This window comes from Tenacibaculum sp. MAR_2009_124, from assembly GCF_900105455.1.
In the GTDB taxonomy this organism is placed as follows: domain Bacteria; phylum Bacteroidota; class Bacteroidia; order Flavobacteriales; family Flavobacteriaceae; genus Polaribacter.
On record NZ_FNSF01000005.1, the window covers coordinates 488,485 to 510,123 of the forward strand.

Consider the following 21,639-nt stretch of genomic DNA (forward strand, 5'->3'; position numbering starts at 1 on the left):
TTTTTTGTAAATTTGTGCATTATTTGTTAAATAAATAATTGCATGAAAACTATTTACACAACTATCGCTATGATATTCTTAGCGAACAACTTACTATTCTCCCAAGAACTTAATTTACAGGCACTCCTTATTCCTGAAGAGTTAAAAATTAATGCTGATGCGGTTTTACGATTAGCTGATCAAAAAATAACTATCTCCGCTGTTGACGAAATGTTGGTCTCTAAAAAAAGAATAGTTACTGTTCTTAATAAAAGAGGAAATAGACATATTAGAGGTTATGCTCATTATAACGCAGACACCAAAATCAAAAAACTATCCGCAATTATCTATGATGGATTTGGGGAAAAAATAAAAAAATACTCAAAAAATGATTTTAAAGATGTAAGTGCAGTGAGCGGAGGTACTTTATATTCGGATTCTAGAGTAAAATATTTAGAATACACTCCAACATCATACCCGTATACCGTTGTTTTTGAATTTGAATATCAAAATTCATCAACCGGATTTATTCCTAGGTGGCTTCCTTTAGAGGGATTTAATATTGCTATTCAAAAAAGTATTTATCAACTCCTAAATCCTTTGAATATTCAATTCGCTAAAAAAGAAATCGGTTTTGAAGGTTATAAGGTCAAAAGAATCACAGACAACCATCAATTGCATTACGAAGTTTTAAGCCAAAACGCCATAAAAGCTGAAAGTCTTTCGATTCCTTTCGAAGAATACACCCCTTTTCTAATAATTTCCATGAACGAATATGCCTTAAAAGGAGTCAAAGGACAGGCGAAAAATTGGAAAGAATTCGGAAAATGGAGATACGAATACTTAAAAAATGGGAATGATCAACTTTCCGAATCCATTATTTCCGAAATACAAGACTTAGTTAAGGGGGTAGAGAATCCAATTAATAGAGCGAAAAAAGTATATCAATATGTTCAAAACAAAACTAGGTATATAAGTATTCAGGAGGACATAGGGGGTTGGGTACCTATTCCAGCTACAGAAGTTCATAAGAGTGGCTATGGAGACTGCAAAGGCCTAACAAATTATACAAAAGCATTAATGGATGCCGCAAATGTAAAATCTTACTATTCCGTAGTTTGGGCGGGACGACCCAAAAAAAATGTTTTTAAGGATTTCCCTTCAATGCAAGGGAATCATATTATCCTTAACATCCCTGAAGAAGATGGGAATGATATCTGGTTGGAATGCACGAGTCAAACGCTCCCTTTTGGTTATTTAGGAGATTTCACCGATGACAGAGATTTACTGGTGATTACACCAGAAGGAGGGATTATCAAAAGAACTCCGAGTTACAAAGATTCAAGTTTTCAAAACACCCGCGCGAACGTAAAACTCTTAAAAAACGGAAATTTAACAACCAGCTTAAATATAAAGTCAACAGGGAATCAATACAATTATGCATATGATGTAGAAAGTTATACAGAAAAAGAACTAGAAAAGCATTATAAAGAATATGTTTGGGACTACAACAATAATTTAGAGTTGGTGTCTACAGAATTCAATAATGATAAAGAAACAGTTGAATTCACTGAAAAAATTGAACTTTCGATAGAGAATTTCGCCACTGTAAGTGAATCTAACTATTTGTTCAAGCCTAATATTTTAAATAGAAACACTAATATTCCAGACCGTTATAGAAATAGAAAAATGCCTTTGAAACTGAAGTTCAGTTTTACAGACAAAGACGAATACCATATTGAACTTCCTCAAGAATATCAATTAAGTCTTTTACCTGAAACTAAAGAAATAAAAAACAAGTTTGGGCACTACAAAGCATCTCTTGAAAGAGTTGATGACAAAACAATTAAATACAAAAGAGAATTTTCTTTAACTGAAGGTGTTTTCCCAAAAGAAGACTATAAGTTATACAGAAAATTCATAAAATCAGTAGCTCGTTACGACAATCAAAGAATTGAACTAACGAAACAATAAGCGCTATAAAATTAAAATTCTTAGAACAGTTATTAAACCAATACCCCACAATTTTCTAACATATCTAGGGTATAAGTGATCATAACTAAAAACAAAAAACACATGAAAAAATTAATTGCTTTTATTCTGTTACTAACCTCTGCAACTCTCTTTTCTCAAGAATTTAAATTCGGAAAGGTGTCAAAAGAGGAACTTATGGAAACCGTTCATCCAAAAGATTCAACAGCGGATGCTTCTTATTTATATAAAAAAAGAAGAACATCCTTTGATTACGACACTAACAAAGGATTTATGGTTGTTACCGAATGCCATGAAAGAATAAAAATATATACCAAAGAAGGCTTTGATTATGCCACAAAAGAAATTTCGTACTACGTTCCAGATTCTGGTGAAAGAGAAAGAGTGAATATAGAAAAAGCCTATACTTTCAATATGGTTGATGGAAAACCAGAAAGAACAAAAGTTACTTCAAATAATGTTTTCGAAGAGAAAACAAACAAGTACTACTCACAAAAGAAAATCACCTTTCCTCAAGTAAAAGAAGGGAGCGTACTCGAATTAAAGTATAAAATTGTTTCTCCGTATCGATCAATAAACACCCTAAATTTTCAATACGGAATACCAGTTAATGTTCTTGACTATCAAGTTAAGATTCCAGAATATTATATTTTTAACAAGCGTGCTAAAGGTTTCTATTCTGTTCCATTAAAAGAAAGTTCATACAGGAATACTATAAATTTCAAATCAAAATATAGAGGTGGAGGTGTAGTAACCTCTACTAAATTCTATAGCCAAGATGTTAATTATACTGGTGTAAAATATAATTTTAATGGAATTAATATTCCTGCCATGAAGGACAATGAACCTTATATTGGAAATATCAGAAACTATAGAGGAGGGCTTGAGTTTGAACTATCAGCAACAAGATTTCCTAATTCCCCCTACAAAAACTACTCTACCTCATGGGAAGATATTAGTAAAAAGATTTTTAATTCATCAAGCTTCGGAGGACAGTTGAATAAATCTGGCTATTACAAAGATGACTTAAATACTGTATTAGAAACGGCAAAAACAGATAATGAAAAAATAGTTGGTATTTTCAATCTTGTAAAATCAAAAATGACATGGAATGGCTACCATAGTAAATATGCCGATGAAGGAGTAAGAAAAGCATATAAAGAAGGTACAGGAAATGTTGCTGAAATTAATCTGATTTTAACGTCGATGCTACGTGCCGCTGGATTGACAGCAAATCCGGTTCTGGTAAGCACCAAATCTAATGGCGTACCCATTTTTCCTACTAGAAAAGGATTCAACTACGTGATTTCAAAAGTTAATTTTGCTGACGGATCGTATGTATTATTAGATGCCACCGAGAAATTTTCAATTCCTAATGTTTTACCATTACGCTGCTTAAATTGGGAAGGAAGGGAAATTAGAAAAAACGGCGTTTCCAACTCAGTAGCACTTGTTCCAACCAGTCTTGCTAAAGAGTCAAATAAACTGTACGTTAAAGTTAATGAAGACTTATCGGTTGATGGTATGTACCGAACAACATATGAAGATCATGTTGCCTTGATTTTTAGAAAAAATAATGAAAGTAAGAAAGAAGAAGATATTATTAGTGATTTAGAGAACAAATTCAACATTGAAATAGACAACTTCAGAGATTCTAATAAAGATAAGCTCTTTAAAAAACCTACGCGTTCATTTAAATTCACCTCTGAAGACCTTATTGAAGAAATTAATGGTAAGTTATACCTAACTCCTTTGTTTTTTCTGGCTAAAAACGAAACCCCTTTCAAATCAAATGAAAGGAACTATCCTATAGACTACCGTTTACCTTGGCAGGATACATTTTCTACAACAATAACAGTACCTGAAAACTACTCAGTTGAATCAGCTCCAGAATCAATAGCTATAGGTTTACCTGAGGGTATGGGAGTTTTTAAATACCAAATTGTTCATAATAAAAATAAAATTAGAGTTCAGTGTGTATTACAAATGAACGAATATCTTATTGCTCCAAATTACTATGAAACGGTAAAAGACTTCTACAAACAACTTGTAGAAAAGGAAATGGAAAAAATTGTACTTGTAAAGAGTTAAGCAAAGAATCACTTCGTTTATATATAAAACACCAGAATAGGATTTCTATTCTGGTGTTTTTCTGTTATATAGCATATAATTGTCAAAATATTTATTACATTTAAACATTAGCTTCTAATCTGCATTTTAGCTTACATACTACACACAAAAAAAAATGTCAATCAGAAGCAGAGTTCTATGGTTTTAAGAGAGAAAAAGTTTGCGATACTTTATTTTATAGCATCAGTATTATCTTTAGTTTTTATCGATAATGATTCTATCATAGAGCTAGTTTTAAAATTACTTTCACTAACCTTTTTATCTTTCATGTACCTTAATAGGTCTAGAGTTATAAACATTTGGTATTTGTTAGTGCTCCTTTTTTCTATTGCTTCAGATGCTTTTTTAATATTCGACACAGACCTGCTCTTTATCGGATCGATGCTTTTAATTATTAATAGGTTTTTATATATAATAATTGCTAGAAGAGCCATATTCCAAACAAAATTACATCTTTTGATATTCTACCTTGTTCTATGTTTATTACTCTTTGTGGTTATATATATTATACTAAGACCCTATTTAAAAGAAATATTGGGTATTTTTATGACAATGGGGTTTTCGTCTTGTGTGATGCTCCTATTTGCCTATTTAAACTATTTAAACAGGATGAATAGAAGAAACAAGTACTTTCTTTTCGGTTTATTCCTAATAATTACCGCCGATGTCTTAATGATTTTCAACAAGTTTTTGGACTACAACATTTTGTATGTTATTGCCTATACCTCGATATACTATGTGGCTCGCTATTTAATCTGTGAATCCATGATTGTAGGTAAACCTCGAAGACGTAGATAACAAAACGTAATTATTTTTCTTTTTTTAATGGTCTCATTAACCCTTCTTGAGCAACAGAAGCTATTAACTCTCCGTTTCTAGTATAAATGTTCCCACAAGCAAAACCTCTTGCTCCGAATGAGTTAGGACTTTCAATTGAAAATAACATCCAATCATTGAAATCAAAATCTCGATAAAACCACATTGAATGATCTAAACTTGCCATTTGCGTATTTCCAAAATGTGCTTTACTCGCGTTCGGGTACAAACAAGCTGTTAAAATATTATAGTCGGAAATATATGTGAGTATTTGTTGCTTTACTGCCAACTCTAAATCTTCTTCATTTCCTTTTAGCTTAAACCAAACATCAACAATTGGAGGCAAGTCTTTCTTTTCTAAAGGATTTACAAATTGAACTGGTTTAAAATCAATAGGACGCTCAATACTCAAAAACTCTTTCAATTTCCTTGGTAAAAAATCACCAAACTGCTCCAACATATCCGACCAACTTAGCAATTCTTCTGGCTGCTTTAGTTCTTTTTTTATAGGCATTTGATGCTCATACCCTTCTTCTTTCCTATGAAAAGAACAAGCCAAAATAAATATCGTTTTATCATTTTGATGAGCTGTTACACGACGTGTTGAAAAACTACCTCCATCTCTTATTACCTGAACGCTATAGGTAATGGGGATATTCAAATTCCCTGCCTCCAAAAAATAAGAATGTAATGAATGCAAAACTCTATCCTTCGGTACGGTTCTATAAGCGGCATTTAAGGATTGAGCTAACACCTGGCCTCCAAATACATTTGGACTTCCAATATCTTTACTAACTCCATTAAAACAATGGTCTCCTACATCTTCAAGTATAAGTATTTTTAATAGTTCTTTCGTGTCTTTCATTTGTTCGTTATAATTATACCATTTAGCAATTACTCAAGCGCTAAAATATCAACTTAGATTCTCCTACTTATTTCATCTTAAACGGAAATTTTTGATTAAACTCAGTAGGTTTTATTTTATTCAAAAATAGACTAAGTATTTTATTTGGAAGATGTTTTCTGTGTCTTAAATATATGGTCATTTCTTGAGGAACTGCCCCTACAGAACTCTTTATTTCGCTAGCTGTTCGTCCAAAACTCAACCACTTAACTTTGTTAACAATAGCAGTTTCAATGTAATCATAAAGCATTCGTTGATATATTGCTAATTCTCTATTTAAATCATATTCAATTCCAACAAAATGCGCATCTAAATTATTTCTACTGATAATTCCAGACAAAAACCCAACTAATTTGCCATCTAACCAATATCCTTTCAAAATATAGCTATCTCCTAAATTTTCCTTCAGTGTTTTATAAGTACTCAGATTAAAAGCTCCGAGATTAAAACCTGCTCTGGTTGACACTTTTTTGTATAATCGTGTCATTTCGGGCAACAATTCATCTAAAGTAGCCAACTCAATATCCTTAACTTTCAATTTCGCACTTTTTAAAAATGCCTTTTTGGCTTTTACCCTAAATTTCGTTTTCATCGCTGCCAAATAATCGTTGAACTCTTCCCAATCACTATCAATTTTCATGATCATATTCGGCTCTACTTGAAAGGAATAAAACCCTTCCGTTTTGAGTTCATCTGTAATAGAAAGTGACTCTTCAATAAAATCTTTAATCATATAAGCGTCAATCTCTTTCTTTAAATCTTCTCTAGAATTCACTAACTCTAAAGCTGTTCTTACAAATTGCTTTAAAATTTTCTTTCTGTCCTGATCTGGACGAACAACAACACCATGCTCTCCAGTCACAAAAGTATTACCACATGTAAATACTTTTAAAGGCTTCCCAGAAGGCAAAATTCTAAACTTTCTACCTAAACATTTTATATATTCAAAAATCGTTTGACTCTCATCTTGAAAACCATCGATATTAAAATCTATAACTTGAATAACACAGAGTCCTATTGCATTGCCATTATCATCGTTAAGAACAATGTATGCAAATTGAATTTGACTATTGTTTTTTTCTAAGGCAATTAAATATTTTGGATTGAAATAAAGATTCTTTTTACATCGAAGATCCTCGTACACTTGATCAGGAATATCACCCACCGACTCATAATAATTCGAATGAGCAGAAGGCAAGTTATGATTGCATGGTAATAAATTCACTAAACTCTTATTTTTATGTAAATTAAGAAAAGTTTCGTGAAAAACGAAAAAGAAGATACCTTGAATATTATTTTAGGGTATGTCCACGCACTAAGAACAACCTTAAAGCCAATAATATCAAACATTTACACTCTATAGGTTTAAATTTATATATATTACTTTTTCAGAATTCAAAAGAGCCTCTATCGGCTTTATAAAAATCCACGCTCTATAGTTACTGTTACTGATTTCGTTTTATGTTTTAAAAACATAAAAGCAACAATAGTTAATAGTATCTTTGCACCTAATACAGACATCATATTAATAAAAAACAAAATCTCTAGTACTCAAATTATAAAGATGGAAAACAATGTTATTATACGTCAGATTAGATACATTTTTGATTTTAAAGATTCGAAAATGATTGAATTATTTGCCTTGGTAGAGCATAAAGTAACCATTGAGCAAGTGCATAATTGGATGAAAAAAGAAGACCAACCATCTTATAAACCTATGCAAGATGAAGAATTAGCTCATTTCTTAAATGGACTCATTATCTTCAAACGAGGAAAAAGAGAGGGACCACCACCCCAAGCGGAGAAAAGTTTAAATAATAACCTCATCTTAAGAAAACTTAAAATAGCATTAAACTTTAAAGACTTCGATATCATTGATACTCTTTCTCTGGTAAAATTAAACATCAGCAAACATGAATTGAGCGCCTTTTTTAGAAACCCTAAGCAGGATCAGTATAGAATTTGCAAAGATCAATTTTTAAGAAATTTTCTTTTTGGTTTACAAAAAAAATATCGCCCGACTAAGGACAAGGCTTAATCTATTTGAGTTCTTTTTGCAACTGTATTCAAACGAGTTAAGAGTCTTTTTATAAATCGAAATACTTGATTAGAATTAGATTTACTGAATATAGATACTTCAATTAGATATATAATACTATTTATTCTTTCAGCTTCTTTTTAATTTTCCGAATGGTTGGAGAACTCAGATAAAATAAATAAAAACCAGAGCAAATTGTTAGTAAACCTACTATTGAAAAAACACGTAGCACCCAGTTCGTGATATGGTCTCTGGTTTCAAAATCCATTACGTGTAACATCCATAAAAAGTCAAATCGCCTCCAATTATCATTTCTCACAGAAGTTATTTTCGCAAATCTAGGGTCAACATATACTTTCGTATTTGTTTCATGTTTTAAACGAACAGCATATACTGGTAATTGTTTACCACGATACTCATGATGGTTACTCAAGTCGTTTTCTATAAACGCTATATTACTTATTGGAATAGGGTTATATAATCTACTTTCTACAAAGGCTACAATTTCTTTTTCTGAAAGTTGATTCCGTAATTGGTAATTTCCTTCAGAAAGTGTTATTAAACAACTATTAGCTCCGCTAGAAACTCGAAGTAAACTGTCTGCACCAAATACAACTCCTTCAATTTGGCTGCTTTTAAATCCTGTTTGGTTTTCCAAAGAATCTAAACAAGACGCCAATGATTCATTGACCTTAAAACTGAAACTTTTTTCAGACTTATCTAATAAGGTTTTTCCATGAACATCTTTCATGTTATTCCAGCTAAAATAAAGGCCACCGACCGTCCAAAACAAAAATTGAACACCAATAAAAAGTCCTAAATAACGATGTGTTTTTCTGGTAGTTAAATGTAGTTTTCTTGACATTTTTGGTTTAATTATTATATACTATAGATTTGACATTTCTCTATCATACTCTATTTCGATGACTTATTCCATTTACGATATTAATATCCTAGAATTTGGTTTGTCACTTCGAGTAAAATTATTTGAAATGAAATGAAGAACAATTTTGTATCGAGAAGTGCTCCCTATTACCGTATACTGTTCTCGATACACTTTTCACTTCGTAAAAACCACTCGAACTGACAGTTCAACAATACCAATACACGAACATCTAAAATAGAATTAATCTTTGTTTCAACCTCAGTATTTTTTAAGTCTATTTCTTTTTCCATTGATGAAAAAGAAACAAAAAATCTAGTCTTAACCATGCTACACTCAAAAATAATCAACCTCGAACCTAAATTAAAATAACTCACTATCGTTCAAACAGATTTTAATTTTAACGGTTCTTGCGTAGTTATTTTCTGATTGCCTGCTTATGACAACATAACTTTTATACTCCGAATTATTAGAACAATAGGAATTCAACATTCTATAGCAAAAAAGCCATTGCAAATTTTTACAATGACTTTTTCTTTGTTTTATTTATAGCTAGTCATTTCGACCGATAAGGAGAAATCTCCTGAATTATTGGAGGGTAAGTTTTGAATATGTTCTTTAAATCAACACCTCTCCAGTGAAATAACTTTTACCCAACAATATTGATAATCTTCCCAGGCACAATAATCACCTTCTTTGGCTCTCGTCCTGCGAGTTGTTGTTGTGTTTTTTCATGAGCCATTACTGTTTTTTCAATATCCTCTTTACTCATATCTAATGGTAAGTTCAATTTGAAACGCATTTTACCATTAAATGAAATCGGATATTCTTTTTCCGACTCTACCAAGTACTTTTCTTCGAACGTTGGGAAAGCAGCAAAAGCGACAGATTCTTCATAACCTAACTTACTCCATAGCTCTTCTGCAATATGAGGCGCATATGGAGAGATTAACACTAATAACTGCTCAAGTATAGCTTTATTATTACACTTTTGTGCAGACAATTCGTTTACTGCAATCATAAATGTAGACACCGAAGTGTTAAAAGAAAAATTCTCGATATCTTCTTCTACTTTCTTAATGGTTTTGTGTAATGTTTTTAAATTTTCTTTAGTTACTTCTCCTTCTGAAACCTCAAAATTATCTCCATTATGAAACAATTTCCATAATTTTTTTAAGAAAGAATACACTCCCGAAATACCAGAAGTTTTCCATGGTTTGAATTGCTCTAATGGTCCTAAAAACATTTCGAACAAACGTAAACTATCCGCACCATATTCTTCACAAATATCATCAGGGTTTACTACATTAAACCAACGCTTTGACATTTTCTCAACCTCACGACCAACAATATACTTTCCATCTTCTAACTCAAACTCTGCATTTGCAAACTGAGGTTGCCAATTCTTAAGTCCATTAATATCTAATTCATCAGATGAATTTATAAGCTTTACATCTACACGTAATTCTTCGGTGTTATATTGATCCTTTACTCCGGCTGAAACATATCTATCTGTACCAGAAACTCGGTAAACAATTGCCGAAGTTCCCAAAATCATACCTTGGTTTATTAGTTTCTTCGCAAACTCATCAACAGGCAAGAAACCTCTATCGAATAAGAATTTTTGCCAAAAACGTGCGTACAATAAGTGTCCTGTAGCATGCTCAGAACCTCCAATGTATAAATCAACATCTTTCCAATACTCTACCGCCTCTTTGCTTACAAACTCACCATCATTACGAGCATCCATATAACGGTTAAAATACCAAGAACTACCTGCCCAACCTGGCATTGTGTTTAGTTCTAATGGAAACACCGTAACATTATCTATCAGTTCATTACTAACTACCTCTGCAGTTTCGCTATTCCAAGCCCATACCTCAGCATTTCCTAATGGTGGTTTTCCATCTTCTGTTGGCAAGTACTTTTCAACTTCAGGTAATACGATTGGTAAATGTTTTTTATCAATCATTTGAGGCATTCCGTTTTTGTAATACACTGGGAATGGTTCTCCCCAATAACGTTGACGACTGAATACCGCATCGCGCAAACGATAATTTATTTTTCCGAAACCAAAACCACGTTTCTCCATTTCATAGATCACGGTTTTCATTGCTTTTTTATAAGGTAAACCATTTAAGAAATCGGAATTTGCAATAACCGTTTTTCCCTTATCAGCAAAAGCCTCTTCAGAGATATCAGCACCTTCAAAAATATTCGGGATCGCTATATTGAAATGTTTTGCAAAATCATAATCACGTTGATCTCCACATGGCACGGCCATAACCGCTCCAGTTCCATAGCTAGCCAACACGTAGTCACCAATCCAAACTGGTACTTGCTCTCCTGTAAATGGATGTAAAGCATAGCCACCAGTAAAAACTCCTGAAATTGTTTTTACATCAGCCATACGGTCACGTTCCGAACGTTTTGCCGTAGCCTCTACATACGCTTCTACAGCTTCTTTTTGCTCTTCAGTGGTTATTTTTGCTACCAATTCATGCTCTGGAGCCAATGTCATAAAAGACACTCCAAAAATAGTATCAGGACGAGTCGTAAATACATCAATATTTGCATCATGTCCATCGACCTTAAAAGTAACCATTGCTCCTTGAGACCGACCAATCCAATTCGTTTGACTATCTTTTAGTGGCTGTGGCCAATCTATCTTATTTAATCCGTCCAATAAACGTTGTGCATATGCCGTAATACGCATTGACCATTGCGTCATTTTTTTGCGAACCACAGGATGCCCACCGCGTTCAGAAACACCATTTACAATTTCATCATTTGCCAACACAGTTCCTAAAGCAGGACACCAGTTCACCTCAGTATCTGATAAATACGTTAAGCGGTATTGTAATAGAATTGCTTGTTGTTCGGTTTCTGAAAAACCTTTCCATTCTTCTGCAGAAAATCCTTGAATATCTTCATCAGAAACAGCATTCACATCTGCATTACCTTTTGTTTCAAATATTGAAACTAATGTTGTAATGTCCTCTGCTTTATCCGTGTCTTTATTATACCATGAGTTGAATAACTGAATAAAAATCCACTGTGTCCATTTGTAGTACTCAGAATTCGATGTACGAACCTCACGAGACCAATCGAAAGAGAATCCAATCTTATCTAACTGCCCTCTATATGTTTTTATGTTTGTTTCTGTAGTAATTGCTGGATGCTGCCCTGTTTGAATGGCATATTGCTCAGCAGGTAATCCGAAGCTATCATATCCCTGAGGGTGCAATACATTAAATCCTTTATGACGTTTATAACGCGCATAAATATCACTAGCTATATATCCTAATGGGTGTCCAACGTGCAACCCTGCACCAGATGGATAAGGGAACATATCTAACACATAATACTTAGGCTTATCAGAATTATTTTCAGCTTTGAATGTACTTTTATCTGCCCAGTACTTTTGCCACCTTTCTTCTATTTCTTTGTGATTGTATTGCATCGTATAACTTCTTGTTTTAAAGGATGCAAATTTACGTTTATTTCACTAGTATAAAAACTAAGCTCTATAATTCTATTTATTCTTGTTTAAACCTGCGTAGTGCATAAGAAAATCGATTCCATTTGAAAACGAACTCAAAATTGGGTTAAACAAACAAAAAAACAACAAAGAATACCCTCATAAGAACTACATATTTAACCATTGCTTAAACTCAGCTGCTTTGTTTTTACTTATAATAATTTCTTCAGAAGTATTTGAATGCACAAGTATTTTTAGCTGGCTTTTACCATACTTTATGATTTTATCTATCGCTGAAATACTAATAATAAACTGGCGATTTGCTCTAAAGAAAAGAGATGAATCAAGATTTGAATACATATCATCTAAACTTGCATTTGAGGTCGATTTTTTTCCATCGAAACAAACAACATAGGTAATGGTGTTTTCGGTATATATATAAGCGATATCACTTATTAATACAGGCACTAACTCATTTCGTATATAGGTTAAAATTCTCTTTCTACTAACATCTAAAGGCTCGTTTGTTTTTTCAACTATTTCTTCTTTGTTTTCTTTTTCTTTCTTTTCTCTATAAGAAACCAAATCGGTATTTAACTTAGAAAGGTTAATAACCTCATTAGCCAAGTTAGAGTTTTTCATTTCTAATTGCTTCTCATAACTACTTCCTATAATTCTTACAGAAAGAGAAGACAAAACAATAACTAGCACTCCCATAATTAAAAAGATTACATAGAAATTGCTTTTTAATTTTCTTAATTGTTTGTGCATACTCTTTACATTAACATTGGCCGCTACGATAAGGTCTGAATTTTTAATCGGAGCAATATGTATTACTTCGGAAATCAATTGATCGTCTTCCTCTTTAGACATATTTGACATTAATAAATCGTACAGGTCATTGGTATTATTCTTTTCTTTTAGCGATGCCAACAACTTTGAATTTGAATTAACGGGCTGCCCTACTTTAGTAACATCTGGATGACATACTTTTTTACCTGACCAATCGAAAATTGAAATAAACCAAGTATCAGAATTGCTTTTAGAGAGTGTCGTTTGAAGATTATTTAAAATATCGGTTTTATCAATTTTATTACGCAATTGAAAATTTAATATGCTTGCAATTTCGTTAGCCTCTCTTTTACTAGTTTCAACTTGAACCTCTAATAACTGATTGGCACTTGCCTTAATAAAATACTGAGCCCCAATTATAGATATTAGCAAAAAAACTAAGCTTATTGCTAAAACGGTAAATAGGTATAATCTGTCTTTTCTCATCTGTTCGGTTAATCCTAAGATTTATAAATAGCTTTTTTCCTTTTCATCACTCATTTTTCCTTACTCAGTAAAATTCTCCTAAAAATATCAAAATAAATGATTTTCTTTGAAATGATTTTTTATTTCATCAAATGAACAAGAAAAATAGTTTTTTATTTAAAAGCATTAGTGCTTTGTTACTAATAAGCTTGCTATATTACTATTTTTCCAATTCAAAAAATATAAAGTCTTTACCCTCTAATTTTATCATTAAATCTATTGATCTCGCCAGTTCATACGCTTTAGACGAAAAAAAAGCGGATTCATTATATATAAACAAGATTATAAAGGTTTATGGTAATGTAAAAGAAATTTCGTATTTAAATAATAGAAATACTGTAATTCTATTGGGTAGTTCTCCGACTTCAAGTGTGATTTGTGATTTAAATAAAAACGAATTGAACAAACTAAACCAACTTAAAACCAATCAAACTGTTTATATAAAAGGAATTTGTAAAGGTTATTTAAACGATGTTATACTTTTAAACTGTTATATAGACACTATTAAAAACGATGAATAAACTCTTCACTCTTTTAATTATTTTCTCTCTGTTTGCGTTTAGAGACTCTATTCCTAAACAGTATATCGCCCGACAAGGTCAGGTTACTTTTTTCTCTTATGCTTCCGTTGAAAATATTGAAGCTAAAAACAATCAGGTATTAAGTATTCTTGATCTTGAAAAAAAAGAAATAGCCATTAGTATGTTAATGCGAGCCTTTATTTTTAAAAAGGATTTAATGCATGAACATTTTAATGAGAGCTATATTGAATCTGACATTTACCCCAAAGCTACTTTTGAAGGAGCTCTTAAAAATTTTGATCCCGAGGATACAACAAAACAAACTAAACTAATTCATGGAACGATAACCATACATGGAATATCAAAAGAAATTGATATTAAAGCAACGATCAACAAAACGCAAAGAGGTTATCATTTACTCGGTGAATTTAATCTTACTGTTCAAGATTTTAATATTAAAATACCTCCAATCTTAGCAAATAATATTGCCAAAGTTGTTTTGGTTAAATTTAACTTCCAATACCTACCCTATGAAAACGACTAAACTTTTATACCTACTTATCATACTGCCATCCTTTTCAATGGCACAGAATTTATTAAGTAAACTAGACAAAGAGTACCCTAATAAACCTGTATTTGAAATTGCCACTTTCAAAACCACAAGAATTGGTCTTGGACATTCTATTGAAACGAGAAAACAAGGGGCTTTAGAAATATCTTTATCGAATAGATTCTGGAATCACAAAGAAGGAACAACGCAACGGTTCTTAGCAGACGAAGTTAGTATTAGATTTGGTTTAGACTACGCAATTACGGACAACTTTACCGTCGGGGCGGGTTATACCAATTTTGATAAAATAACTGATAGCTTTTTAAAATATAAATTTGTTAGACAAGCAAAAGGGGCTAAAAAATCGCCTTTTAGCATTGCTTTGCTTCAAGCAATGTCTTATCGAAATAAAAGCCTCACTCAAGCATATGACCAGTATGGAGTACCCTACTTCAATGATCATAACTCAAATATATATAATTTTACTACTCAATTGTTAATTGCACGAAAATTCAATACGAAATTTTCAGCTCAGCTGTCTCCTATTTTTATCACAAGAAATAATAGTATTTTTGAAGAGCAACCTAAAAGTCAGTATGCTTTAGGTTTTGGAGCTAGATACAAAGTTGGAGGACATGTTTCTATAGTTTCGGAATATTATCATGTTTTTAATCCAGTAAAAACTGTTCCTACCTACAATCCTTTTATGATTGGTGTAAATTGGGAATTAAGTCATTTATTATTACAGTTTCAAATGACTAACGCTAGAAATTATGCTGAAGACACTTTTATTACACAAACAACCAACAATTTCAATTTTCATGATGGAAACTTTCACTTTGGATTCAATGCTATCTTCGTGCTTCATTTAAGTAAAAACAAAGTCAATTAAAACCATCATCTTAAACAAAAACTAACGAAAATGAATACTACTATTGACCTTAAGTCACAAGTTCTAAACCTTTTAAAAGATGAGAGTTCAACTACTGAAATCGAAAATTCAATTTATACGATTCATCAGCACTTTCATGAGGTACTGGATATACCCAATTTTGATGAATCAATACCTAATCTAGCCGCTGTTTCAACATCAAAGGGAAAGGCTTTAGGAATGAATCATGCAGCTAAATGTTTATTTGACTATAAAAGAACAGTAAAGTTTTTAAAGGGAATGATAGCTGCTATTAAAGAAAAACAAACAGCTCATCCTAATGAAACTATTCGAGTTTTTTATGCAGGATGTGGACCTTATGCTCCTTTTGTTACTTTGATTGCACAGTTGTTCCGTTCTGATGAAATTCAATTTGATATACTAGAAATTAACGCCCTTTCATTAAATCATGCTAAAAGCTTAATTTCAGGTCTACAACTAAATGATTATATCGGGGAATATTATCAAGACGATGCTATTACTTTTAAAATCGATCAAGAGAAGCAATATCACATTTTATTCAGTGAAACCTTAGATGCTTTATTATTTCGTGAATGTTATGTGCCTATTCTTTTCAATATGCTACCCCAACTTCCTGACAATATTCATGTTATACCAAACAATGTTCAAGTAAACATGAATTTATCTCTTATGTCAATGACTAACGAAGGATATAAAGCAGATAAAACAGAGACTATCCTAGATGCAAGACAATCCGTTTCGGAACATGCATCTGTTGAATCCATTCCTGAAAGGCTTCCTCAAAGGACAGTGAACGTGAAGGAGTTAAACATTGAAGATTATAACTACTTTTTACTTGATACGAAAGTGAATGTTTTCGATGATATTTGGTTAGAAAGAAACGAATCTTCGTTAACAATACCGTTGGAAATGGAAATTCACAAGCCTTTTGATTTCTCCAAAATGGTATTTACCTATGAAATGAAAGACGCAATTGAATTGAAATACCAGCTTTTTGAGTAATAACACTTATAATAATATATAAAGACAAAACCGTTGAAGAGATCTTCAACGGTTTTGTTATTTTAAAAGTATTCTTTTTTAAAATTGATATCCAAGAGACATTTGGAAAGTTCCGTTTTTCATTTCTCGAAAATCTTGAATATCTACAACTCCCAATGAGTAACGAGATTGTAAAAACAAGCCGTTATCAAATTGATAACCGAATCCAAAATTAATACCGAAATCATAACTATCTATCTTAGTATTGTATTCTCCCAAGACATTGTCAACTACCTTATCATTGACCAAAAAAGAAACTTCTGGTCCAACTTCTAAAGAAAGTCCTTTTATCGGATAATATTTGGCCATTACAGGCAAAGAAATATAATCTACTTTAAAGGTTGCATCTTCGATTTTAGCTCCACGTTGTGTATATAAAACCTCAGGTTGGATTGAAAATGAATCTGACAATTTCGCCTCGAGAGTTATTCCTCCATGGAAGCCCAATCTGGAACCAATATCAGGATCATCTTGCCCCATATAGTCAAGACGAATAGTAGAAACATTTAGTCCAGCTTTTACACCAAATTTTACATCTTGCGCGTTTACTGTTGCAAATGCAATCATACATACAATTGCTAGTACTGTTTTTTTCATAATAGTAGTTTTAGTTTTCATGAAGTCTTGTGAAACAAGTACTGTGCCAAAAACTAATTAAAATTAGATACAAACGATCATATTTATAAAAAAGAACCTTCCAGAAAACAAAAAAATCAGACTTAAAAGTCTGATTTAATATTATTTAAACATCCTCGTCGTAAAGAATGTTTTTTCGAAAATTTTAAAAATTTTTATCCCTTTACTGGAATGGTAACTACGGTCGTACCCCAACCTAAATGCATGCTAAAGTTATCATCTTCCCCTTCAAATACAATAGAAAAAGCCTCAAGACTTTTACTACTTTTCGATACAGTTCCTGTTACTCTCACTACATCTTCACTTTCTTGATAAAAATAAGATCCCCAAACATTTTTCGAAGTACTTAATATAACTGTCCATTCTTTTTCTCCTGGAATTGTAAAAAACGTATAGGTTCCTGGTTTTACTTCTTTTCCTCCAAAATTTAAATTTTCATAAAAAGTAATTTCAGCTGCCTCATTCGCCCCTGTTCTCCAAACTTTACCTGCTGGAGCTAATTTTGAAAGACTTCTACTTTTTAATTGAGGACGACTGTAAACAATCTTAACTTTTTTATCTGATTCTCTGTAACTTGATGGGTACGAAGCGGCATCCATTGGACTTTTATCCAATCCAGGGAATTTTTGAGCGTTTACTTCGTTTGAAAATACTAATGCTACAATAAAAACAATAATTGATAAAATCGATTTCTTCATGTTAATGACTTTTAGTTAACTATTACGTGATTCGTCTTCAAATGTACTAATCCTTACAGTTGCTTTTATTCTTTTAACTTAAATTTTAGCAAAATATTTCATTATTAAACAGCTTTTCGTTTAAAGAAACTTGATATCCAGATTAACAAAACACTTAATCCGAAAAGTGGTAAGAGTAATCCCAAGACTCCAATTAAAATTAATATTGAAGGTGTAACTGAGAATGATTTTGGTACTTTCGGTACACCTAAAGTACCTTTCTGCTTTCTTAACAAATAAGATATTATAGCCGAGATACTCATAACAGTCAATACCAAAGCGACACCAAACATAATCCAGAAATTCCATCCTCCGAATTGGCCTTGATGAAATGCCATTACCCACATTCGTGCTCTCATTAACACTCCTACATCACTCCACGTATGCTTTTTTACCAAGCTACCACTGTATTGATCAAAGTGTAGCATTCTTTGAGCATCTAAATCAAAGGTTTTATTGAAAACACAGAACGTACTTTTCTCTGACTTTGGTAACCCTACAGACAATTCTCCTTTTAAGTTTTGACTTTTAGCTATTGTAATCATTTCGTCTAAAGTCAATGCATCTCCTTCTATCTGGGACGTCAATCCTCTACCACTCCATGTTTTAGGATAGCCTGTATTGGTAACCTTTTGAATCCATTTAAACCCACCTCCAAAAACATCTGTCCAAGGCAAACCTCCAGCTAAAGTCAATACTAAAAGTCCAGAAAACCAAAAACCAAGAACAGCATGCAAGTCTCTATAAAAAGTCCGTTTCCCTTCATTAAACCTGGGTAAAAACACTCCACTAACTCCTCTTTTAAAAGGCCACCAAACATAAAGTCCTGTAATGATTAAAACAATCATCCAACAGGCTATCAACTCAATTATTTTTGTTCCAAAAGAACCTCCTAACAATTCGCCGTGCAACTTTCTTACGGTATACATCCAAGTATTTTTTGGTGAAAACTTACCTGTTACTCTTCCCGTATTAGCGTCAACAAAAATGGATGTTTTATGACTAAACCTTCCTGCTACGAATTCAGTTGCCAATCCATTGTCGTTTAATACTATTATTGAACTCAATGGTTTCTTCATTTCCTTTTTCGCAATTAACCACTGCTCCTGATAGGAAAGTTCTTGAACATCGCTACTGACAACTTTTGTTATATTACTTTTATAACCTTGTTCAACTTCAGATTTAAAAAGGTAAATAGCTCCAGTTATTGATAAAACCAATACAAATGGTAAGGAAATTAGCCCTGCTATAAAATGCCATTTCCACAACCATTGGTTTAATTTTCTATTTTTCATATGTTCAAAACGTATAAAAAGCAAGGGGATAAATCCCCTTGGAGTTTAAAATTTATATTTAACACCAAAATGAAATGCTCTTGGATTACCAATACTATAAGTATTTTCTCTTGCCCATCGGCTATATGAAGCTCTTACCGCATGTAGTTTATCGAATACATTTAAAGCCTGTCCCCAAATTTCAAATTGACGATACGTAAAATTCGCTCTGAAATTGAATACATGATGCCCTGCATAGGTAGTTGTTCCAAAAATTGGATCATCATTGGAATCGGTTTCAACAATTGCCTGTCCCTCGAAACTCGTGTTATACGATCCTACTTGTTCATGTTCTAAGGTCAACAACAAGTCTTTTATTGGGCGATAATTCAACGTTGTATTTGCAATATAATTTGGAGCAGTTTGCATAGCTGTATTTGAATAATCTATATTATTTTCAAAGAAGGATATATACTTATGTGTTGCATAGCTCCCGTTATAATTCAAATATAAATTCTCTAAAATTGAATATTTAACGCCTAACTCTATTCCTGTAGATCTTGTTTTCCCCGCATTCTTCTGAACAAAATTCCCATCGTCATCTCGTAAAGAGATTAATCGATCAATTCCATCCAATTGATATAAAGCGATGTCAACTTTTAATTTTGAAGGAATCATAAAATACCCACCAATTTCATAGTTATGAAACTTCGATGGTTTTAATGAGAAAACGGATCCTGTACTATTTCTTCCATTACGGAATAAAGTACCTATTTGAGGAGGCGTAAATCCTTTAGAATAATTAGAGTACACTCCACCATTTGTACTGATATCAAAATTCAACCCTAACTTAGGGGCTATATTGTTATACGTTACTTTTGTATCACTAACTCCAGAATTGCCTTCATCTAAGTTATTATAGTCATAAGTAAATCCATCATAACGTAGAGCTCCCGTGAACTTTACTTTTTTAAGTGGAGATATTTCAAATTGAGCATATCCAGCATAATTAAGAATATCTGCATCATACTTTAAAATGTATTCTCCGTTTCTAATGGTATATCCTATATTTTGAGCTGTTGTAGTGTTTACCTCAACATCAATAGTTTCGGCCTGATAGGTTTGAGGTGAAAAATCAGCAGTCGTTCCAACAATTAAACTAGAGTTTGCAAAATCAAAATCCATTTTATGCTGAATTAACCCTACATAACTTTGGAATTTGTTTGCATTAGTCTCACCTCTTCCAGTACCATCTAAAACTCCAGCAACTCTGTTTTGTCTAATTCTATATGAAGGGATCTGATTCATTTCATTATTTCTATATATGAAATTCATCGAAGTTTTATGTGCATCGTTCCATATTTTATTTAAGCTAGATCTAAATCGAAAAGATTTTGCCACTCTTTCAGTAAATGACTGATTACTCTCATAATTTCCATCTGAGTAGTTTTTTTCAGATAAGGATCCTGACATATCTGAACGGTAATCGATAAGCGTAGCACTATTTACCCATTGCAACGTTTCAGAAAAGTCATTTACGTTTTTAACGGTTATTGCCGTCTTTTCATAATCAGAATGCCCTATTAAACCATTATCTCTTCTTGCATGATGTCCTCCAACATAAAATCCATATTTCTTATTCAATGTTGTTGATGCTTCCGCTTCGTATCTCGTCAATCCTAAGTCATTTACTTGAAAACCTATTGAACCTTTAAGTTTTTCACTTGGATTTTTTGTTATGAAGTTAAAACTTCCTCCGATAGCTTCACTCCCGTAAATACTCGATGCCGGACCTTTTAAAACCTCCACTCTGTTAAACGTTGTGTTATTCATTTCCAACAAAGCATTATGGTTGAATACTGCTACAGGACGAATCGGCAATCCATCTTCCAAATACAAAAACAAAGATCTTGTTGAAATTGGAGAACGAACCGCCATAAAATGCTGCTCGTTACCTGAAGCTTTTGAGGTACTCATAAAAACCCCTGGTACTTGATTCACAATTTGTTCAATACCAAAAGCCTTTGTTTCTTCAATTTGTTTTGCTGTTAACAATCCTACCGAAGCAGGAACTTCTTTTCTTTTTTGAGCTTCTCTACTCGCAGAAACTACAATTTCCTCTAATCCTTCAGATTCATAAATTAGTTTTATAATATTAGCTTTATTTTCAACAAGAAGGACTTGTTTCTTTTTGTAGCCCATCATAGAAATGGTTACGTTTCCATTTGGAGATTTAATCATAAAACTCCCTTCGCTATCTGTAACCGACCCAATAGTTCGAGCTTCTTTATAAATAATAGTTGCTCCAAATAATGGCTTATTTTGTTCGTCAACTACCTTTCCTTTAAAAAGTGTTTGCGCATTTGTAGTGATTGCTATTAGCAAAATTGCAATAGTTATTATATACTTATTATTCATTGTTATATG

17 protein-coding genes are annotated in these 21,639 nt (G+C 32.4%); 8 read left to right on the top strand and 9 right to left on the bottom strand.

The genetic code is table 11. The features are described 5' to 3' along the window. Window positions 1-42: 42 nt before the first annotated feature. From BLW23_RS12830 to BLW23_RS23905, 3 genes are all read left to right on the top strand, one after another. Window positions 43-1,953 (top strand): DUF3857 domain-containing protein, encoded by a 1,911-nt coding sequence (locus BLW23_RS12830; protein WP_093670455.1) that lies wholly within the window; start codon window positions 43-45, stop codon window positions 1,951-1,953. 102 nt (window positions 1,954-2,055) lie between these two features. Beyond that, window positions 2,056-4,062, top strand: coding sequence for a transglutaminase domain-containing protein (locus BLW23_RS12835; RefSeq protein WP_093671796.1), 2,007 nt, complete (start codon window positions 2,056-2,058; stop codon window positions 4,060-4,062). A gap of 177 nt (window positions 4,063-4,239) precedes the next feature. Further along, a complete protein-coding gene (locus BLW23_RS23905) occupies window positions 4,240-4,899 on the top strand; it encodes a lysoplasmalogenase family protein (RefSeq protein ID WP_093670457.1) in 660 nt (219 codons plus the stop codon). A 10-nt stretch (window positions 4,900-4,909) separates the two neighbouring features. Here BLW23_RS23905 and BLW23_RS12845 read toward each other — a convergent pair whose 3' ends face one another. After that, window positions 4,910-5,782 (bottom strand): acyl-CoA thioesterase, encoded by an 873-nt coding sequence (locus BLW23_RS12845; protein WP_093670459.1) that lies wholly within the window; start codon window positions 5,780-5,782, stop codon window positions 4,910-4,912. 67 nt (window positions 5,783-5,849) lie between these two features. Continuing rightward, window positions 5,850-7,046 carry a GNAT family N-acetyltransferase gene (locus BLW23_RS12850; RefSeq protein ID WP_255362790.1) on the bottom strand — a complete coding sequence of 399 codons (1,197 nt, stop codon included), beginning with the start codon at window positions 7,044-7,046 and terminating at the stop codon, window positions 5,850-5,852. A 339-nt stretch (window positions 7,047-7,385) separates the two neighbouring features. Between BLW23_RS12850 and BLW23_RS12855 the strand changes: the two genes are divergently transcribed. Then, entirely contained in the window at window positions 7,386-7,859 is a 474-nt protein-coding gene (locus BLW23_RS12855; RefSeq protein ID WP_093670463.1) for a YehS family protein, read from the top strand. 121 nt (window positions 7,860-7,980) lie between these two features. On the opposite strand, the gene BLW23_RS12860 is transcribed toward BLW23_RS12855, so the two are convergent. The 3 genes from BLW23_RS12860 to BLW23_RS12870 form a co-directional block, all read right to left on the bottom strand. Next, complete coding sequence (locus tag BLW23_RS12860; protein WP_093670465.1) at window positions 7,981-8,724, bottom strand: hypothetical protein; 744 nt, start codon at window positions 8,722-8,724, stop codon at window positions 7,981-7,983. 667 nt (window positions 8,725-9,391) lie between these two features. Beyond that, window positions 9,392-12,205 carry a leucine--tRNA ligase gene (gene leuS, locus BLW23_RS12865; RefSeq protein WP_093670467.1) on the bottom strand — a complete coding sequence of 938 codons (2,814 nt, stop codon included), beginning with the start codon at window positions 12,203-12,205 and terminating at the stop codon, window positions 9,392-9,394. Window positions 12,206-12,391: 186 nt separating this feature from the next. After that, complete coding sequence (locus BLW23_RS12870; RefSeq protein WP_093670469.1) at window positions 12,392-13,501, bottom strand: LytR/AlgR family response regulator transcription factor; 1,110 nt, start codon at window positions 13,499-13,501, stop codon at window positions 12,392-12,394. A gap of 131 nt (window positions 13,502-13,632) precedes the next feature. Between BLW23_RS12870 and BLW23_RS12875 the strand changes: the two genes are divergently transcribed. From BLW23_RS12875 to BLW23_RS12890, 4 genes are read left to right on the top strand one after another with little or no spacing between them, the layout of a single operon-like run. Next, window positions 13,633-14,061 carry an OB-fold protein gene (locus tag BLW23_RS12875; RefSeq protein ID WP_093670471.1) on the top strand — a complete coding sequence of 143 codons (429 nt, stop codon included), beginning with the start codon at window positions 13,633-13,635 and terminating at the stop codon, window positions 14,059-14,061. After that, window positions 14,054-14,605, top strand: a complete 552-nt coding sequence (locus BLW23_RS12880) for a YceI family protein (RefSeq protein WP_093670473.1) — start codon at window positions 14,054-14,056, stop codon at window positions 14,603-14,605. Before BLW23_RS12875 ends, BLW23_RS12880 begins: the two co-directional genes overlap by 8 nt. After that, window positions 14,592-15,503, top strand: a complete 912-nt coding sequence (locus tag BLW23_RS12885) for a DUF5777 family beta-barrel protein (protein ID WP_093670475.1) — start codon at window positions 14,592-14,594, stop codon at window positions 15,501-15,503. The genes BLW23_RS12880 and BLW23_RS12885 overlap by 14 nt, the downstream gene beginning before the upstream one ends. Before the next feature lie 30 nt (window positions 15,504-15,533). After that, on the top strand, window positions 15,534-16,526 hold the full coding sequence (locus BLW23_RS12890) for a hypothetical protein (RefSeq protein WP_093670477.1): 993 nt from the start codon (window positions 15,534-15,536) through the stop codon (window positions 16,524-16,526). 78 nt (window positions 16,527-16,604) lie between these two features. On the opposite strand, the gene BLW23_RS12895 is transcribed toward BLW23_RS12890, so the two are convergent. The 4 genes from BLW23_RS12895 to BLW23_RS12910 all read right to left on the bottom strand — a co-directional run bounded on the left by BLW23_RS12895 (window position 16,605) and on the right by BLW23_RS12910 (window position 21,630). After that, window positions 16,605-17,162 (bottom strand): porin family protein, encoded by a 558-nt coding sequence (locus BLW23_RS12895; RefSeq protein ID WP_176829821.1) that lies wholly within the window; start codon window positions 17,160-17,162, stop codon window positions 16,605-16,607. A gap of 194 nt (window positions 17,163-17,356) precedes the next feature. Beyond that, on the bottom strand, window positions 17,357-17,899 hold the full coding sequence (locus BLW23_RS12900; RefSeq protein ID WP_093670481.1) for a DUF2911 domain-containing protein: 543 nt from the start codon (window positions 17,897-17,899) through the stop codon (window positions 17,357-17,359). A gap of 104 nt (window positions 17,900-18,003) precedes the next feature. After that, window positions 18,004-19,233, bottom strand: coding sequence for a PepSY-associated TM helix domain-containing protein (locus BLW23_RS12905; RefSeq protein ID WP_093670483.1), 1,230 nt, complete (start codon window positions 19,231-19,233; stop codon window positions 18,004-18,006). A 45-nt stretch (window positions 19,234-19,278) separates the two neighbouring features. After that, window positions 19,279-21,630: a TonB-dependent receptor gene (locus tag BLW23_RS12910; RefSeq protein ID WP_093670485.1), complete on the bottom strand. Its 2,352-nt coding sequence runs from the start codon at window positions 21,628-21,630 to the stop codon at window positions 19,279-19,281. Window positions 21,631-21,639 lie beyond the last annotated feature (9 nt).

Coding starts and splice junctions, on each gene's coding strand:
- BLW23_RS12830 (WP_093670455.1), top strand. CDS start 43: ATGAAAACTATTTACACAACTATCGCTATGATATTCTTAGCGAACAAC.
- BLW23_RS12835 (WP_093671796.1), top strand. CDS start 2,056: ATGAAAAAATTAATTGCTTTTATTCTGTTACTAACCTCTGCAACTCTC.
- BLW23_RS23905 (WP_093670457.1), top strand. CDS start 4,240: ATGGTTTTAAGAGAGAAAAAGTTTGCGATACTTTATTTTATAGCATCA.
- BLW23_RS12845 (WP_093670459.1), bottom strand. CDS start 5,782: ATGAAAGACACGAAAGAACTATTAAAAATACTTATACTTGAAGATGTA.
- BLW23_RS12855 (WP_093670463.1), top strand. CDS start 7,386: ATGGAAAACAATGTTATTATACGTCAGATTAGATACATTTTTGATTTT.
- BLW23_RS12860 (WP_093670465.1), bottom strand. CDS start 8,724: ATGTCAAGAAAACTACATTTAACTACCAGAAAAACACATCGTTATTTA.
- leuS (WP_093670467.1), bottom strand. CDS start 12,205: ATGCAATACAATCACAAAGAAATAGAAGAAAGGTGGCAAAAGTACTGG.
- BLW23_RS12870 (WP_093670469.1), bottom strand. CDS start 13,501: ATGAGAAAAGACAGATTATACCTATTTACCGTTTTAGCAATAAGCTTA.
- BLW23_RS12875 (WP_093670471.1), top strand. CDS start 13,633: ATGAACAAGAAAAATAGTTTTTTATTTAAAAGCATTAGTGCTTTGTTA.
- BLW23_RS12880 (WP_093670473.1), top strand. CDS start 14,054: ATGAATAAACTCTTCACTCTTTTAATTATTTTCTCTCTGTTTGCGTTT.
- BLW23_RS12885 (WP_093670475.1), top strand. CDS start 14,592: ATGAAAACGACTAAACTTTTATACCTACTTATCATACTGCCATCCTTT.
- BLW23_RS12890 (WP_093670477.1), top strand. CDS start 15,534: ATGAATACTACTATTGACCTTAAGTCACAAGTTCTAAACCTTTTAAAA.
- BLW23_RS12895 (WP_176829821.1), bottom strand. CDS start 17,162: ATGAAAAAAACAGTACTAGCAATTGTATGTATGATTGCATTTGCAACA.
- BLW23_RS12900 (WP_093670481.1), bottom strand. CDS start 17,899: ATGAAGAAATCGATTTTATCAATTATTGTTTTTATTGTAGCATTAGTA.
- BLW23_RS12905 (WP_093670483.1), bottom strand. CDS start 19,233: ATGAAAAATAGAAAATTAAACCAATGGTTGTGGAAATGGCATTTTATA.
- BLW23_RS12910 (WP_093670485.1), bottom strand. CDS start 21,630: ATGAATAATAAGTATATAATAACTATTGCAATTTTGCTAATAGCAATC.